We start from the raw sequence: 15,913 nt of genomic DNA, 5'->3' as shown, positions 1-15,913 counted from the left end.
ACAGATGCCGGCGACGCCGAAGGCACCGCCTGCCGGCAGGCATCCGCCGTCCAGTCAGCGGGTGACGAGGTAGCGAGCCCAGAAGGCTTTACGGCTTCCTCACGAAGCCCGCGCGCAACCGCTCGGCAAACCAGACTACAAAAATTGCAGCGAACGACAGACCGAAAAATATAGCTGTCCAAAGCAGCGCGTTACCAGCGTTTGTCATGACTTCCCTCCCTTGTTCCAGACGAGAGGCTTGCAGACAATTGGACGCGAGGCGTTGCGATGGATCAATTTTGCCCATGCGCGATTGGGGCAAAATCCGACATCAGTAGTCCGCAGTGGTAGGGAGCTACGGCCTGATCGAGAAATTCCCCGGCGGCCCTGGCTTTCGCAATGGCTCCGCCAGCCGCGCAAACTCGCACAGCAGCGACCGCGTCTTCCTGGGATCGATGATCTCCTCGACCCAGAACTTTTCGGCGGAGCGGAATGGCGAGCGCAGTTTGTTGAGGCGGTCCTCGATCTCTTTCAGTTTCTCCGCCTTGTCCTCGGCCGCGTCGATATCCGCGCGGTAAGCGGCTTCGATGCCGCCTTCGAGCGGGAGCGAGCCCCAATAGGCCGACGGCCAGGCGTAGCGGATCGAGAAGCGGTCGGCCGGCTGATGCACCACGCCGGCGACGCCGAAGGCGTTGCGCAGGATCACCGTGCACCAGGGCACCGTGGTCTGGTTGACCGCCGCCATGGCGCGAACGCCATGGCGGATGGTGCCCGCCTTCTCCGCATCGAGGCCGATCATGAAGCCGGGGCAGTCCATGAGATAGACGATCGGCAAATGGAAGGTCTCGGCGAAGTCGACCCAGCGCACCACCTTCTGGCAGGCATCGGCCGTCCAGGAGCCGCCATAGTGAAAGCTGTCGCTGGCAAGCACCATCACCGCCCTGCCCTCGAGCCGCGCGAGGCCGACAATGATCGGCTTGCCGAAATTCTTGGCGACCTCGAAGAACGAGCCCTTGTCCACGACCTGCTCGACGATCGGCCGTATCTTGTAGACCTGCTTGCGGTTACGCGGCACTGCGTTCATCAGCGCCTCTTCGGTGCGCTCCGGATTGTCGGTGCAGGGCAAGGTCGGCGGCAGCCCGTCAACCGACGACGGCAGATAGGACAGGAATCGCCGCGCGCAGGCGAAGGCCTCCTCCTCGGTGTCGACGGCATGATCGACCGCGCCGGCGCGGGTCTGGATGTCGGCGCCGCCGAGCTCTTCCTTCGAGAGGTCCTGCCCCAGCGCCTTCACCACCGGCGGACCTGCGACGAACATCGCGGACTTCCGGGTCATGATGGAATAGTGGCTGGCGGCAAGACGCGCGGCGCCGAGCCCTGCGACCGAGCCGAGGCCGAGCGCGACCACGGGCACGCGCGACAAATTCTCCGTGGTGAAGCGATACCAGCGTGTGCCGCCGATGCCGCCCGGCAAGTTCGCCGCGCCCTTGGTCTCGATGGTCTTGACCGAGCCGCCGCCGCCCGAGCCTTCGATGATGCGGACGATGGGCAGGCGGAGATCATGCGCCATCTCCTCCGCCATCAGCGGTTTTGCGGAGATGGACGCGTCCGCCGAGCCGCCGCGCACGGTGAAATCGTCGCCGACCACGACGACGGTGCGGCCTTCGACGCGCGCGCGGCCGAACACGCAGTTCGCCGGCGTCAATTTCTGCAGCTCGCCGCTGGAATCGTACTCGCCGACGCCGGAGACGGCGCCGATCTCGTGAAAGCTGCCTTTGTCGGTCAGTCTGTCGATACGTTCCCGAACAGTCAGTCGGCCCTGGTCATGCTGACGCTTGACCTTGTCAACGCCGCCCATCTCCCGCGCGAAGGCTTCGCGCCGGGCGAGCTCGTCGAGTTCCGACTTCCAGTTCATTCACTCCCTCCGAATTGATCGGCTTGTTATTGTTGTGCACGGCCATGGCGACCGGTTTACGCGGGATGCGGGCGTTGAAGACGTCGCCCTCCGCGCCGTCCATCAGGCTGCCGAGCGAGCGGCCGAGCGCGACCATCAGCGGGGCGACCTCGGCATGCAGACGCTCTTCGTCGTACATCGACGACAGAAGACCGATCGTGATCACCACGAAGGTCTGGTATTGCGGCGACCAGATCGGCACCGCTAGCCCGTTGATATGCGGGCTCCACAGGCCGCAGGCCACGACATAGCCGCGCTCATGCAGCGATTGCCGGTTGGCCTCGATGCGGGGCCGCAGGATTTTCGCGGCCTCGGGAGCTTCCCGCTCCATATCCGCGATGAAGGCATCGCCGACCTCGGGCGCCAATGCCGCGGTATAGGCTGCGCCCGCAGCGGTCGAGGCCATCGAGATGCGGCTGCCGGTGCCCTCGTGCAGGCCGAGCGCCGAGGCCGAGCGCGCGAACTGGAGATAGACCAGATGGAAGCGATCGGGGACCACGAAGCCGACCGTGCCGGGCAGTTGCTCGGCGACTTCCTGGAGCCGCTGACGGATCATGCTGCGCAGCTGCGCGCCCTTCATCATCGAGGCGCTCATCGCCACCGCGCTCGGCCCGATGCGATACTTCTGATCGCGCGGCAGATAGACCAGCTGCCCCATCCGCGTCAGCGTGTGCGTGAGCCGCGACACCGTCGAGCGCGGCAGGCCGCAGCGATTTGAAATCTCGAGATTGCCAAGCCTGCTATCGTGGCCCTCGAAGCATCGCAGCACGTCGAACGCGCGCGACACCACCTGGATGACATCACCCTCGCCGGCATCGCCGGCGAGCGCACCTTGTCTACTCAACCGCTCTGAACGTCGTCCCATGATCCCTACCGATTGTTCCGCTGTGCGGAATTAAATTCCGCTTGCAGAAGAAACTACCTCAGGCATTTTGCGACCACAACAAAAAGGCGATGGCATGCCAGAAATTAAGATCGTCACGGAGAGCGCCGGACGCGTCTGCGCAACTCCCGTGCAAGTTGGAGGAACCGTTGCAGATGGTGATGAGATTGTGGTGATCGAAGCGATGAAGATGGAGATCCCTGTGCTTTCTCCTGTGAGCGGCGAGATCACATCGCTTCTGGTGAAGCTCGACGACGTCGTTGCCGAGGGACAGACGATCGCGGTCGTGGAGAACTGACTGCATTATCCGTTTTTTCCGCGACATTCTGTCAGCTCCATTGCGGCGTTCGCGGTACGCCGTTGCCATCGCTTGATGGCGATGACATGATCCGTTTCAAACAAAACCTGTTTCAAACAAAGAAAGAAAATCGTCGCGGCAAACGCGAGGATCATTGGAGGGAAACATGCTTCGTGGGCTGATCGTGCTCGCGCCTGCCTTGGTGGCGGGCATTTCTTTTGCGTCTACACGCTATGCGTCCGCCGAAGACATCAAGCTGCCGGCGACATTGACGTTCACCGCCTATGACACCGGCACCGCCGGCTTCAACATCGCTGTCGGCGTCGGCAAGATGATGAAGGACAAATACTCGAGCGACGTGCGCGTGCTCCCCGCAGGCAACGACGTCGCGCGTCTGGCGCCGCTGCGCGCCAAGCGTGCGGTTTCCGCGGCGATGGGATCGGGCACTTATTTCGCACAGGAAGGCGTGTTCGAGTTCGGCTCCAGGGAATGGGGCCCACAGCCGCTCCAGATCATGCTCTCATCCGTCGACTGCAATTGCGGCACGCTCGGCGTGGCCGCGGACACAGGCGTGAAGGAGCTCAAGGATCTCAAGGGAAAGCGCGTCGGCTTCGTCGTCGGCTCGCCGGCGCTGAACCAGAACTCGCTCGCGGTGCTCGCCTTCGCCGGCCTGACGCAGAAGGACGTCAAGGTCGTCGAGTTCGCAAGCTACGGCGCGATGTGGAAGGGCCTGATCAACAACGACACCGACGCAGCCTTCGGCACCACCATCACCGGCCCCGCCAAGGAAGCCGAGACTTCGCCGCGCGGGCTGGTCTGGCCGCCGCTGCCCGCCAAGGACAAGGAAGGCTGGGCGCGGATGCACAAGGTCGGCTCGTTCTTCTTCCCGCAGACCGCGACCTGCGGCGCCGGCATCTCGCCGGACAAGCCGATCGAACTCGGCAATTATCCCTATCCGATCTTCGTCGCCTACGCCTCGCAGCCGGCCGACCAGGTCTATGCGATCACCAAGGCGATGATCGTGAACTACGATTCCTACAAGGACTCCGCGCCCGGCGCCGGCGGTCTTGCGGCCGACCGCCAGACCAAGGACTGGGTGGTGCCGGTGCATCCCGGCGCGGTGAAGGCATTGAAGGAAGCCGGGCAATGGAGTGACGCGCAGGACGCGCACAATAACAAGCTGATCAAGCGCCAGGAGGTGCTTGGCGCAGCGTGGACCGACTACGGCAAGTCCAATCCGCCTGCGGATGACAAGGCGTTCCTCGACGGCTGGATGAAGGCGCGTGCCGCAGCGCTTGCGAAAGCCGACATGCCGAACGGGTTCGAGGATTAGTTCTCAGCGTTAATTGCCCACGCGCGGGGTCGATCATGTCGTCTGCTTCAGTCTCCACCGCCCCGCAGGACGAGGCCAAGCGGATCGTGTTCGACGATCCTCATGGCGCCGCCGGCAACATGCAGGAGGCGGAGGTTACGCGCGTGCGAAGCCTGCGCGGTGCCTGGCGCTGGACGCTGGTGGCCGCGACCGCCGCGACCATCCTGCTCTGCATCAACCAGCAGTTCTCGCTGCGCTTCTTCGTCGGCTACACCCAGCTCAACACGGAGTACTTTTATCTCCTGATCGCGCTGATGCTGCCGTTCACGTTCCTGATCTTCCCGGGGACCCCGCGCGCGCCGCTCGACCGCATTCCCTGGTATGACCTTGTCTGCTTTGTCGTGACCTTTGCCGCGGCGCTCGTGTTGATGTCGAACGTCCGCAAGGCCGCGGAGGCCGGCTGGGAATTCGGCGGCGCGCCGAACAGCGTGACCGCCGCGGGTGTCGTGATGTGGGTGATGCTGATGGAGGCGCTGCGCCGGACCGGCGGCTGGAGCCTGCTTCTGAGCGTGCTTCCCTTCACCGTCTATCCGCTGTTCGCAGAATCCAGCTGGTTAGGTCCGTTCCGCGGCACGCAGTCGACGCTGGAGCAGGCGACCGCCTATCACGTGCTTTCGGGCGAGAGCCTGCTCGGCATTCCCATCCAGGCGTTTGCCGACACCGTAATCGGCTTCCTGGTGTTCGGCACCGCGCTCATGATGACCGGCGCCGGAAAGTTCTTCATCAATCTCGCCTTCGCCCTGTGCGGCACGTTCCGTGGCGGCGCGGCGAAGGTCTGCATCTTCGCCAGCGGCCTGCTCGGCATGATGTCGGGCTCGATCATCTCCAACGTGCTGACCGCCGGCACGATGACCATCCCGGTGATGAAGAAGAGCGGCTTTCGCGCCTCCTATGCCGGCGCGATCGAGGCCTGTGCCTCGACCGGCGCGGTGCTGGCGCCGCCGGTGATGGGCGCGACCGCTTTCGTGATCGCACAGTTCCTCAACGTCAGCTACGCCGATGTCGCGCTCGCAGCCATCATTCCGGCGGTGCTCTATTACATCGGCCTGTTCATGCAGGTCGATTCCTACGCCGCACGACACGGGCTGAAGGGCATTCCGCGCGCGGAGTTGCCGCGCGTCATGGATACGATCAAGGATGGCTGGTACTACGTCTTCGTCATCGCCCTCCTGATCGTGATGCTGCTCTACTTCAAGCGCGAGAGCCATGCGCCGTTCTACGCCACCGCCCTGCTTCTGGTCCTCAACCAGCTGTTCTCGAAGGACACGCGCTGGACTGTCGCGACCATCGGCAAATTCCTCGAGGTCAACGGCCGCACCTTCGTCGAGCTCGTCGGCATCCTCGCTGGCTGCGGCCTGCTGATCGGCGCCTTCTCGATGACCGGCGTGGTGTCGAGCCTCGCCAACGACTTGCTGCGCATCGCCGGTGACAATCCGTTCCTGCTACTCGGCATGTGCGCCCTCACCAGCCTGATCCTTGGGCTCGGGCTGACAACGACGGCCTGCTACATCTTCCTCGCCATCCTGGTCGCACCCGCGCTGGAGAAGCTCGGGCTGAACAGGATGGCCGTGCACATGTTCATCTTCTACTGGGGCATGCTGTCGTCGATCACCCCGCCAGTCGCGATCGCCTCGTTCGCGGCCGCAGGCATTGCCGGCTCGCCGGCGATGAAGACGGGCTGGGAATCGATGTGGGTCGGCAGCATCATCTATTTCATTCCGTTCTTCTTCGTGCTCAATCCGGCGCTGGTGCTGCAGGGGCCGAGCCCCTATTTCGCCGGCCTCGGCTTGATGGCGCTCGCGGCGTTCGGCACGCTGTTCATCTGCGGCGGCATCCAGGGCTACCAGCCCTTCGTCGGCGATCTCCGCGGCGCCGGCGCCCTGGAATGGCCAATCCGCGTGCTGCTCGTGATCGGCGGGTTCGTGGTGGCCACCCCCGGCGGCGGCATCATGCCGCTGTCGCAGATTCAGGTGACGCTGCTCGGCCTCGCCATCCTCGTCCCTACGGTTTTGCTCGCCCTGCTGCTGGTCCGGCGGCAGACCGTGGTGCCGGACGGGTTGCGCGTGCCCTGATTGCGTTGCACAAAGAGAGGCGATGAAACCGCTTTCGCCTCTCGCCACCGCCTGGACCCGCTCGAAGCCGCCTTTGCTGCGGTTTCTGGACAATTGCCTCAATGAATTCTCGGCGGAAACCTCCGGCGCAGTCGCCGACTACATTCCCGAGCTCGGCAAGGCCGATCCTGCCTGTTTCGGCATCAGCCTCGCGACCCTGGACGGTCATGTTTACGAGGTCGGCGACTCCAGAGTGCCCTTCACCATCCAGTCGATGTCAAAGCCGTTCGTGTTCGCACTGGCGCTGGACCTGCTCGGCGCAAACAGGGTCGAGAGCGCGATCGGCGTCGAGCCCTCCGGCGATCCTTTCAACTCGATCCGGCTCAACTCGGAGAACCATCCATTCAATCCGATGGTCAATGCCGGCGCGATCGCCTGCACCGGGCTGATCCACGACAGCAAGGGTCCGGACGCCTTCGAGCAAATTCGCCTCGCGCTCGGTCGTTTTGCCGGCCGCGACCTCGCCGTCGACGAGGCCGTCTACGCTTCCGAAAGCCAGACCGGCGACCGCAACCGCGCCATCGGCTATCTCCTCAAGACCAATGCGGTGATCTCGGACAATGTCGCTGCCGTGCTCGACGTCTATTTCCGGCAATGCGCGGTGCTGGTCACCGCGCGCGACATCGCCGTGATGGCGGCAACGCTCGCCAATCGCGGCGTCAACCCGGTCACCGGCGAGCAGGTGCTGACACCCTACGCGATCTCGCGCACGCTGTCGGTGATGACGTCGTCGGGCATGTACGACTATGCCGGCGAATGGATCTACCGGATCGGCATCCCTGCCAAGAGCGGCGTCGGCGGCGGAATCCTCGCCGCCCTGCCCGCCCGCCTCGGGCTCGGCAGCTATTCGCCAAGGCTCGACAAGCACGGCAACAGCGTGCGCGGCATCAAGGTGTGCGAGGCGCTGTCCTCGCATTACGATTTGCATATGCTCAACCGCAGCGATGATGCGCGCAACGCCGTCATCGCCGACTACGATATCGGCAAGAGCCCGTCGCGGCGCGTCCGCCGCCAGCAGGAGCGCGATATTCTCGCGGCCCACGAGCAGGAGGTGCGGGTCATCGAGCTGGTCGGCACGCTGTCGCTGTCGGCGGTCGACTACGTCTCGCGCCGGCTTGCGGGCCGGCCGCGGCCGCAATTCGTGATCTTCGATCTCCACCGCGTCACCTCCACCACACGCGCCGGGGCGCGGCTGGTAGCCGAAGCGTTCGAGGAGCTGGCGGCGCTGAATGTGACCGTCGTGCTGTCAGGCGTCAGGCGCGCCTCCAAGGAATGGGACAGCCTGCGGGAATGGACCGCGGAGCTCAAGAACATCCGCGATTTCTACCTGCTCGACACCGCAATCGAATGGGCCGAAGACCAGATCGTCTACCGCTATGGCGGTTCGATCGACTTCCATGAGACCACCGAGCTCGCCGAACAGCCGCTGCTCGCCGGCATGAGCGAGGAGGAGCTGACCGACCTCGCCTCGATCTGCACACTTCGAACCTATCCGTCGGGCGCAAAGATCCTCACCACGGGCGATCCCGCCGATGCCCTGTTCTTCCTGCGCAGCGGCGCGGTGCATGTCACGCTGCCCGACGGCGTGCGGTTGGCGACGCTCACGGCCGGCATGGCCTTCGGCGAAATGGCCCTGATCGAGACCACTCGCTCGGCCGACGTATTCGCGGACATGGCGGCGACCGCGTTCGAGGTGCCCCTGAAAGCGTTCGACCGCTTCCGCAGGCAGCACCCGCACGCCAGCGAACGCATCATGCGCAATCTTGCGCAGCTTCTGGCCGATCGCCTGATCGTCGCCAACGCCAGGGTGGATATCTTGACCTCGACCTGAGCGGCCTAGCGGCTCGCCGCCTCGCTGATCCGCCGCTTGATCTTGGCGGCGCTGGTCTTGAGCAGCTCCGATGGCTGCTGGCCGGTCGCCACGCACAGGCAGGCCCAGTAGTAGATGACATCGCCCAGTTCATCGACGAGGCCGGCCTGGTCGAGCCAGTCATCGCGGAGCAGCTTCTTGATGTGCTCGGCCACCTCGCCGGATTCCCCGGCGAGTCCGAGGCCCAGATAGGCCAGCCGTTCGTTGGACGGACGCTCATCGACTTTCGCAATCGTTGCAGCCCAGGCGGCATATTCATCGATCGTCATGAGCATCCCTCACAGCAATGCCTCGATCAGCCTACCACTTCGGTGACCGGTTGAAGGTCGATCTCAAAGGTCTCCAGGAACTTAGACGTCATGATGTAGAACCCGACCGAGAGCTGCAGCTCGACGAGCGCGGCCGGCGTCAGTTTCGATGCGATCGCCTTGAAGGTCGGATCCGTCGGCTTGTTCAGCTTGACGATCTCGTCGGTGAAGGCGAGCGCGGCGCGTTGCGTCTCGTCGAAACAGGTCGCGGCCTGCCAGTTCTCGAGCGCCTCGTTCTGCTCGTCGGTGACGCCGACGTTCTTGCCGATCCGCTTGTGCGCCACGATCTCATACGGCGCCTCGCACAAAATGCCGGTGCGGGTGATCGCGAGCTCGCGCACGATCGGATCGAGCTCACCCTTGTGGCGGATGGCGCCGCCGAGCCGGCAGTACTGCTCGAAATAGCTCGGCGAATGCGACATCATCCGGAAGATGTTGGCATTGCGGTTCTTGTCGAGGATCTCGCGGGTGCGGTCGGATGCCTTGGACGGATCGCTGTAGTTGATACGGGCCATGATTTTCCTGAAGTTTTTCCCTAAGCCTTTGATGCTTTTTGTCGTTAGCGGCGAAAGTTCCACGAAACTGTATTCTTGCGCGTCCGCAGGAGCAACAACATCGAGTCAAAATGCCGCCGCATTGCTGAACGACCTTGGCACAGTCGATATTCGCCGCGTGGGGACTTGATCGCGGCGGATACTCGCAAGGGGTGTTCCGAGTAAAAACAATTGGCCGTCGGGCGCTAACCGCGCATCGATGAGTCACGCCCAAGTCTAGGGAGAAAATGGCATGAAGGAAGCCACCAAGGGGGCGGCCTCGGAAGCGTTCGCGCATATGCTGGCGGTGATGGCGATGCTCGTCATCGCCAGCATCTTGTTCTACGGCCGTTAGTTAGGAGTCGCGTGGGAGCTTTCGTCATTCCGGGGTGGCCCTCGCACAGGCCAGGCCCAGAATTCCCGTTCCAGGCTCGGTCTCTCAGGACCGCCCCCGAATGACGAATCCCACCGCTCGCTTTGCTGCAGTAGCCCGGATGGAGCGCAGCGCAATCCGGGAGAGTCTATCGGTGAGGTGAAAACCCTGGATTGGCTGCGCTCCATCCGGGCTACATTCGACAAAGTCCGTTATCTGTCTTTGGCAAAGAACGGCACAATCCTTCCGGCGAACGGTTTGAAGCTCGCACTGACCTCATCGCCGATGGCGAGATCATTCTCACCATGCGCCATCATGCGAAAACCCTCGGCGCAATCGACCAGCAGGATGTTGTAGGGTACGTGCGACCGCGTCTCAGGCGTCGCGGCGCGGCAGACCAGCGAGGTCGCGTAGACCCTGCCCTTGCCGCTGGCGCGTTGCTCGCGCGGATCGGACGCACCGCAGGCGGCGCAGAAAGCGCGATGGCAATACTGCACATGGCCGCATGACGTGCAGGTCTGAAAGGTGATGACCTGCTCACCTTGGGTCCAATCCGCGATTCGCTCGCTCATCGCACCCGCTCCAGGAACATGGTCACGTGAGACGACAGCACGCCGCCGTCACCGTGCAGCAGCGCGATCGAGGCGTCACGCACCTGACGATTCGCCGCCCGCCCCGTCATCTGCAGATGCGTTTCGACAAGATGCGCCATGGCGCCACCGACGCCGCAATGACCGTAGCTGAGCAGGCCGCCATGGGTGTTCAGCGGCATTGCGCCGTCGCGGCTGAAATGGCCTGCGCGCACGCGCGCGGCTGCCTCGCCCCGGCCAGCGAGGCCGAGGTCTTCCAGCAGCATCGCGAGCGTGATCGTAAAGCTGTCGTAGATCGCGGCGTAGCGCACGTCGGAAATCGCGAGGCCGGTGGCCTCCCTGGCGCGGGCGACGGAGATCTCGGCGCCGAGTTCGCTCAGGGCGGGCGCTGCAGTAACGTGCTGATGGGTATGAGCCTGGGCACAGCCGCGAATGCGCACGCCGGCCTCTCCGGTCCGCTCGCGGCTGATGACGAAGGCGGCGCCGCCGTCGGACACCGGGCAGCAATCGAGCAGCTTCAGCGGCATCGCCACCGGCTTCGAGGCCATGACGTCGGAAACAGTGATGGGATCTTGGAATTGCGCACCGGAATGAGTGCAGGCGTGGGTGCGCATCAGCACCGCGAATTCGGCGAGGTCTTCTTCTGTCACGCCGTATTCGTGCATGTATCTGTTAGCGACGAGGCCGTAATAGGCGGGAATGGTCGGTCCGAGCGGCACCTCGTAGTCGGGATGGCCGACCTGCGCCAGCGCCTGGATCGAGGCATCGCGGCTCTGCCCGGTGAGGCGGTTTTCGCCGGCCACGACAAGCACATTGCGGGCGACGCGCGCTTCGACCAGATGATGGGCGAGCATGGTCATCGCGAGGCCGGTCGCGCCGCCGACCTGGACGGCGTGGGCGTAACTGGGGCGGATGCCGAAATGCTCGGCAAAGACGGTCGCCAGCATGATGTGCGGCGAGACGGTCGAGTAGCCGCAGAGGATGCCGTCGATCTCGGCGCGCTTGAGCCCGGCATCATCGAGTGCGGCCTGCGCGGCCTTGCTCATCAGGTCGAGCGAGGACGAGCCTTCGTGCTTACCGAAAGGCGTGAGGCCGACGCCGGTGATGAAGCTCATGGGCGCACCAGTGCATCGTCATTCCGGGGCGGCGAACGGGTGACGCCATCGCGGACCATGGCGTCGATCTCGTCGGCGGAATAGCCGATCTCACGCAGGATTTCCGCGCCGTGCTCGTTGAGCTGCGGCGCAAGCCGTACCGGTTCGGCCTCGGTCTCCGACCAGGTCGCCGTCACCCTCATGCTCCGGATCGGCCCTTCAGTTGGATGGTTCACCACTGGGAAAAAGCCGGTCGCCTCCAGATGCTCATCGTGCAGCATCGACGCAAGGTCGTGCATCGGCATCACGGGCACGTCCGCCCTGGTCAGCAGGTCGATCCATTCTGTCGTGGAACGCGTCTCGAAGATGCGCGCGAGCTCGGCATAGACGACGTCGATATTGGCGGCGCGGCCGGCGAAGCTCGCGAACTTGGGATCGGCGCGCAGATCGTCGCGTCCCGTCGCCTTGAAGAAGTTCTCCCACTGCTTGTCGTTGTAGACGATGACGCTGAGATAGCCGTCTGATGTCTTATAGGGCCGGCGGTCGCGCGAGAGGTGGCGGGCGTAACCGCCCTTGTCGAGCGGGGGCTCATAGGTCAATCCGCCCATGTGGTCGCCCATGACGAAGCCGGCCATGGTCTCGAACATCGGGATGTCGACGCGCTGGCCGCGTCCGGTACGGTCGCGATGCACGAGGCTGGCGCAGATCGCGCCCACGGCAGTCAAGCCTACGATGCGATCGACCAGTGCGTTCGGCACATAGCGCGGCACACCATCACCGGTCTGCGCCATCAAGGTCGGCAGCGCGGTGGCGCCCTGGATCAGATCGTCATAGGCCGGTTTTGCAGCATACGGCCCGTCCTGGCCGAAGCCGAACACGCCGGCATAGACCAGCCGCGGGTTGATCTTGGAAACAACGTCATAGCCGAGTTGAAGCCGCGCCATCGCCTGCGGGCGGACGTTGTAGACCAGCACGTCGGCGTCCTTGAGCAGCCGCAACACCGCCTCGCGGCCGGCGGGCTTTTTCAGGTCGAGGCAGATCGAGCGCTTGCTGCGGTTGGTGTTGAGGAACACCGGGCCCATGCCGGCGTGCCGCATCGGACCGATCAGGCGGGTGACGTCACCGTCCAGAGACTCCACCTTGATGACATCTGCGCCGTAGTCGCCGAGCATCTGGGTCGCATAGGGACCCATCAGCACGGTGGTCATGTCGACGACCTTGATGCCCTTCAGCGGCCCCATCGTTCACTCCCGATTGCGCGGGCTCAAGGCGCGGCCCTGCGATTTCGGTTCAGCTAACGGCAGCGGCGGCGCGTGCGCAAGGGCGGCTGGCGTATGGCCGCATGCGCCGGCGGCGAAAGGCCGCTATTTCTTCTGACGGGATTCGCGAACCTTGAGGAGACGGTCGAGCTCCTCGTTCTGCTGGTTGATGCGGTCCGCGATCCGCGACTCGTTCTGCTCACCCGAGGCGGCCGCGGCCTGCTCGATGAGCTGGCGGATATTGTCCTCGAGAATCGCGATGCGGTCGTTGAGTGTGTCCATCGACAGCGAGTCTTCGTAGTCATTGCTCATGATGTATTCCCTGCAAATCGATCAAGAGCTTTAAGGGCCCCGGGCGGGCCCACCATGATCTAGCGCAAGAAGAAGGTGGGCATGGGCGCTTCTCGCCTTTGCCCACCGTGGAGCCTTACTTCAGCGGCTCCAGCACGGAGACGTAGTTGGCGACCGCGGCGCCGCCCATGTTGAAGATGCCGCCGAGTTTTGCATTTTTGAGCTGCATCCCCTCGGGCGCTTGGCCGGCGAGCTGCATCGCGGTCATCACGTGCATGGAGACGCCGGTGGCGCCGATCGGATGGCCCTTGGCCTTCAGGCCACCGGACGGATTGACTGGCAGCTTGCCGTCCTTGAGCGTCCAGCCTTCCTTGATGGCGCGGGCACCCTGCCCCCTGGGCGTCAGGCCCATCGCTTCGTACTCGATCAGCTCGGCGACGGTGAAGCAGTCATGGGTCTCGACGAAGGAGAGATCGGACAGTGTAATGCCCGCCTTCTCCAGCGCGCGCTGCCAGGCGACCGTGCAGCCCTCGAACTGGAGGATGTCGCGCTTGGACATCGGCAGGAAATCCTGGGCGTGCGCGGTGGCGCGGAAGCCGATCGACTTGCTCATGCCCTTGGCGGTTTCCGCGTCGGCCAGCACCAGGGCAGCGGCACCGTCCGAGACCAGCGAGCAGTCGGTGCGCTTCAGGGGGCCGGCAACGTAGGGGTTCTTCTCGCTCTCGGCGCGGCAGAAGTCGAAGCCGAAGTCCTTGCGCATCTGGGCGAAGGGATTGGCCACACCGTTCTTGTGGTTCTTGGCCGCGATCAGCGCCAGTGCGTCGGACTGGTCGCCGTATTTCTGGAAATAGGAGCTGGCGATTTTGCCGAACACGCCGGCGAAGCCGCCGACGGTGTCGCCGTCCTCAGGCAGATAGGACGCCTTGAGCAGGTTCTTGCCGATCTCCGGCCCCGGCGTGCGCGTCATCTGTTCGACGCCGACGACGAGGACAATCCTCGCCGCGCCGGCCGCGATCGCACGCACGCCCTGATGGACGGCGGCGGAGCCGGTGGCGCAGGCGTTCTCGACCCGGGTCGCCGGCTTGAAGCGCAGCTTCGGGTCGGCCTGGAGCACCAGCGAGGCAGTAAAATCCTGGGGCGAGAAGCCGGCGTTGAAATGGCCGAGCACGATCTCGTCGACATCGCCGGCCGAAATGCCGGCATCCGCCAGCGCCTCATTGGCGACCTTCACCACAAGGCTTTCCACGGTCTCGGTGTCGAACTTGCCGAACGGCGTATGCGCCCATCCGACGATGCTGGCGGTCATGGTCATTCTCCCTGGCGGTCTCTTGCTGAGCTAAGTCTTAGCTCAGCGATGGCAAGACTTCACGCGGGTTTAAGGGCCTGGAGGGTGCGCTGGCAGATGGCAGTTATGCCGGCCCAGTTCCCGGCCCTGATCTCCGCCGTCGGGCACAGCCAGGAACCGCCGACCGCGACCACATTGGGCTCCGCGAGCCAGGTTGCCGCATTGGTCTCGCCGACCCCACCGGTCGGGCAGAACCGCACGTTCGGGAACGGACCACCCAGCGAGCGCAGCCCCTTGATGCCGCCGGCCTGCTCGGCCGGGAAGAATTTTGCGACGTCGAAGCCGTAGGACAGCGCCATCATCAGTTCGGAGGCCGTGGCGATACCCGGCGCAAACGGCAAGGAGCTATGGGTCGCGGCCGCCAACAGGTCCGGTGTCAAGCCCGGGCTGATGCCGAACGCAACGCCGAGCTTCTCGACACGCGTAAAGTCGGCCGGATTGAGAATCGTGCCGATGCCGACGATCGCCTCGGGCACCTCGGCCATCATCGCCCTCGCCGCCTCGATCGCAACAGGGGTCCGCATGGTCACCTCCAGCGTGCGGACGCCGCCGGCCACCAGCGCACGCGCCAGCGGCACCGCATCCTGGATACGCTCGATGGTGAGGACGGGGATGACGGTCGCGGCCTTGAACAGCGCGACGAGGTGGTTCTGCTGGGCAGTGGTGGTCATCTTGGCTTTCGTTTCACTTGGTCGCTTGACGCGTCGTCGCCGGCCGGTGCCGTTTCTTCGGCGGCATGGCATACCCCGGAATGATGGCACCGGAATAGCAGATCACGAGGCTGGCGAGCCGGTGCCCGGCCTGGGCGGCCTCGACCGGGTCGGACCCAGCGAGCCGCGCCGCGATATAGGCCGCGGCAAAACTGTCGCCGGCCGCGGTGGTGTCGACCACGGGTTTGGTCATGGGCTCGGCGCGGACCTCGTAAGGCCCCCCGGGAAAACGCAGCAGGCTGACCGGCTCGGCGAGCCGGAACACCAGCTCGGGGCTCGGGATGCGCGCCATCAGCTGCTCGTGGCTCTCGCCGGGATAAAGGGCGAGCAGATCCTCGGTCGAAGTCAGCACGATGTCGGCAGAAGCGAAGGCCGCTGAAAACACCTCGCGCGCGACATCGCGATCCGGCCATCCCCGCGCGCGGAAATTGGTGTCGAACACGAAGCGGGTGCCGAGCAGGCGCGCGCGCTTGATCGCCGCGAACAGGCGCTCGCGCCCGGCCGCGTCGTAGATCGAGAGCGTGATCGCAGAGAGATAGACGATGTCGTAGCTCATCAGGGAGTTGAGAAGATCGTCCGTCTCCGGCAGATTCATCAGCTGGCGCGCCGCCGCACTGTCGCGCCAGTGGAAGAACTGGCGCTCGCCCTTCGCATCCAGCTGGATCATGTAGAGGCCGGGCAGCTTGCCGGGCAGCCGCGCGACGCGCCTCGTGCCGACGCCCTCCGCAGTCCAGGCCGCGATCATCTCATCGCTCAGGGCATCGTCGCCCAGCGCGGTGAGATAATCGACCTTGACCTCGAGCCGCGCGAGGTACACCGCCGTGTTGAGGGTGTCGCCGCCGAATCCACGCGAGTAGAGGCCGCCACCCTGTCCGCCGGAATGTCCACCCTGGGCCTGCCGGAGCTCGACCATGCATTCGCCGATGCAAGCAACGCTCGCCAT

At 64.5% G+C, this 15,913-nt stretch carries 16 protein-coding genes; 5 read left to right on the top strand and 11 right to left on the bottom strand.

The features are described 5' to 3' along the window. Positions 1-334 precede the first annotated feature (334 nt). Together AC0L2F_RS11540 and AC0L2F_RS11535 are read right to left on the bottom strand one after the other, a co-directional pair. Positions 335-1,894 carry an acyl-CoA carboxylase subunit beta gene (locus AC0L2F_RS11540; protein ID WP_035974020.1) on the bottom strand — a complete coding sequence of 520 codons (1,560 nt, stop codon included), beginning with the start codon at positions 1,892-1,894 and terminating at the stop codon, positions 335-337. Beyond that, positions 1,824-2,798 (bottom strand): IclR family transcriptional regulator, encoded by a 975-nt coding sequence (locus AC0L2F_RS11535; RefSeq protein ID WP_007609063.1) that lies wholly within the window; start codon positions 2,796-2,798, stop codon positions 1,824-1,826. The genes AC0L2F_RS11540 and AC0L2F_RS11535 overlap by 71 nt, the downstream gene beginning before the upstream one ends. A gap of 94 nt (positions 2,799-2,892) precedes the next feature. Between AC0L2F_RS11535 and AC0L2F_RS11530 the strand changes: the two genes are divergently transcribed. From AC0L2F_RS11530 to glsA, 4 genes are all read left to right on the top strand, one after another. Beyond that, complete coding sequence (locus tag AC0L2F_RS11530; protein ID WP_473248434.1) at positions 2,893-3,114, top strand: acyl-CoA carboxylase biotin carboxyl carrier protein subunit; 222 nt, start codon at positions 2,893-2,895, stop codon at positions 3,112-3,114. A 166-nt stretch (positions 3,115-3,280) separates the two neighbouring features. Beyond that, positions 3,281-4,447, top strand: coding sequence for a TAXI family TRAP transporter solute-binding subunit (locus tag AC0L2F_RS11525; RefSeq protein ID WP_473248433.1), 1,167 nt, complete (start codon positions 3,281-3,283; stop codon positions 4,445-4,447). Between the two features lie 35 nt (positions 4,448-4,482). After that, the gene (locus tag AC0L2F_RS11520) at positions 4,483-6,558 is read left to right on the top strand and encodes a TRAP transporter permease (RefSeq protein ID WP_473248432.1); all 2,076 of its coding nucleotides are present in this window, start codon (positions 4,483-4,485) and stop codon (positions 6,556-6,558) included. A 22-nt stretch (positions 6,559-6,580) separates the two neighbouring features. Continuing rightward, positions 6,581-8,428, top strand: a complete 1,848-nt coding sequence (glsA, locus tag AC0L2F_RS11515; protein WP_473248431.1) for a glutaminase A — start codon at positions 6,581-6,583, stop codon at positions 8,426-8,428. 5 nt (positions 8,429-8,433) lie between these two features. Here the strand turns inward: glsA and AC0L2F_RS11510 are convergent, their stop codons facing one another. Next, complete coding sequence (locus AC0L2F_RS11510) at positions 8,434-8,736, bottom strand: nucleoside triphosphate pyrophosphohydrolase family protein (protein WP_007609049.1); 303 nt, start codon at positions 8,734-8,736, stop codon at positions 8,434-8,436. A gap of 26 nt (positions 8,737-8,762) precedes the next feature. Further along, entirely contained in the window at positions 8,763-9,290 is a 528-nt protein-coding gene (locus AC0L2F_RS11505) for a carboxymuconolactone decarboxylase family protein (protein WP_007609048.1), read from the bottom strand. Here AC0L2F_RS11505 and AC0L2F_RS11500 point away from each other — a divergent pair. Continuing rightward, the gene (locus AC0L2F_RS11500) at positions 9,289-9,459 is read left to right on the top strand and encodes a hypothetical protein (RefSeq protein ID WP_247286566.1); all 171 of its coding nucleotides are present in this window, start codon (positions 9,289-9,291) and stop codon (positions 9,457-9,459) included. The two genes, AC0L2F_RS11505 and AC0L2F_RS11500, sit on opposite strands and share 2 nt — an antisense overlap. Before the next feature lie 434 nt (positions 9,460-9,893). Here the strand turns inward: AC0L2F_RS11500 and AC0L2F_RS11495 are convergent, their stop codons facing one another. The 7 genes from AC0L2F_RS11495 to AC0L2F_RS11465 form a co-directional block, all read right to left on the bottom strand. Next, positions 9,894-10,253 (bottom strand): Zn-ribbon domain-containing OB-fold protein, encoded by a 360-nt coding sequence (locus AC0L2F_RS11495; protein WP_063992794.1) that lies wholly within the window; start codon positions 10,251-10,253, stop codon positions 9,894-9,896. Beyond that, positions 10,250-11,386 carry a thiolase family protein gene (locus AC0L2F_RS11490; protein WP_473248430.1) on the bottom strand — a complete coding sequence of 379 codons (1,137 nt, stop codon included), beginning with the start codon at positions 11,384-11,386 and terminating at the stop codon, positions 10,250-10,252. The genes AC0L2F_RS11495 and AC0L2F_RS11490 overlap by 4 nt, the downstream gene beginning before the upstream one ends. Further along, positions 11,383-12,606 carry a CaiB/BaiF CoA transferase family protein gene (locus AC0L2F_RS11485; protein WP_473248429.1) on the bottom strand — a complete coding sequence of 408 codons (1,224 nt, stop codon included), beginning with the start codon at positions 12,604-12,606 and terminating at the stop codon, positions 11,383-11,385. The genes AC0L2F_RS11490 and AC0L2F_RS11485 overlap by 4 nt, the downstream gene beginning before the upstream one ends. Positions 12,607-12,729: 123 nt before the next feature. Then, positions 12,730-12,936 carry a hypothetical protein gene (locus AC0L2F_RS11480; RefSeq protein WP_007609041.1) on the bottom strand — a complete coding sequence of 69 codons (207 nt, stop codon included), beginning with the start codon at positions 12,934-12,936 and terminating at the stop codon, positions 12,730-12,732. Positions 12,937-13,051: 115 nt separating this feature from the next. Continuing rightward, a complete protein-coding gene (locus tag AC0L2F_RS11475) occupies positions 13,052-14,221 on the bottom strand; it encodes an acetyl-CoA acetyltransferase (RefSeq protein WP_063992796.1) in 1,170 nt (389 codons plus the stop codon). A gap of 59 nt (positions 14,222-14,280) precedes the next feature. Further along, positions 14,281-14,931 (bottom strand): bifunctional 4-hydroxy-2-oxoglutarate aldolase/2-dehydro-3-deoxy-phosphogluconate aldolase, encoded by a 651-nt coding sequence (gene eda / locus AC0L2F_RS11470; protein WP_473248428.1) that lies wholly within the window; start codon positions 14,929-14,931, stop codon positions 14,281-14,283. Positions 14,932-14,944: 13 nt separating this feature from the next. After that, positions 14,945-15,913 carry a sugar kinase gene (locus AC0L2F_RS11465; protein WP_473248427.1) on the bottom strand — a complete coding sequence of 323 codons (969 nt, stop codon included), beginning with the start codon at positions 15,911-15,913 and terminating at the stop codon, positions 14,945-14,947.

The organism is Bradyrhizobium sp. Ken64 (assembly GCF_055807555.1).
This window is presented reverse-complemented; position numbering and strand designations above follow the sequence as displayed.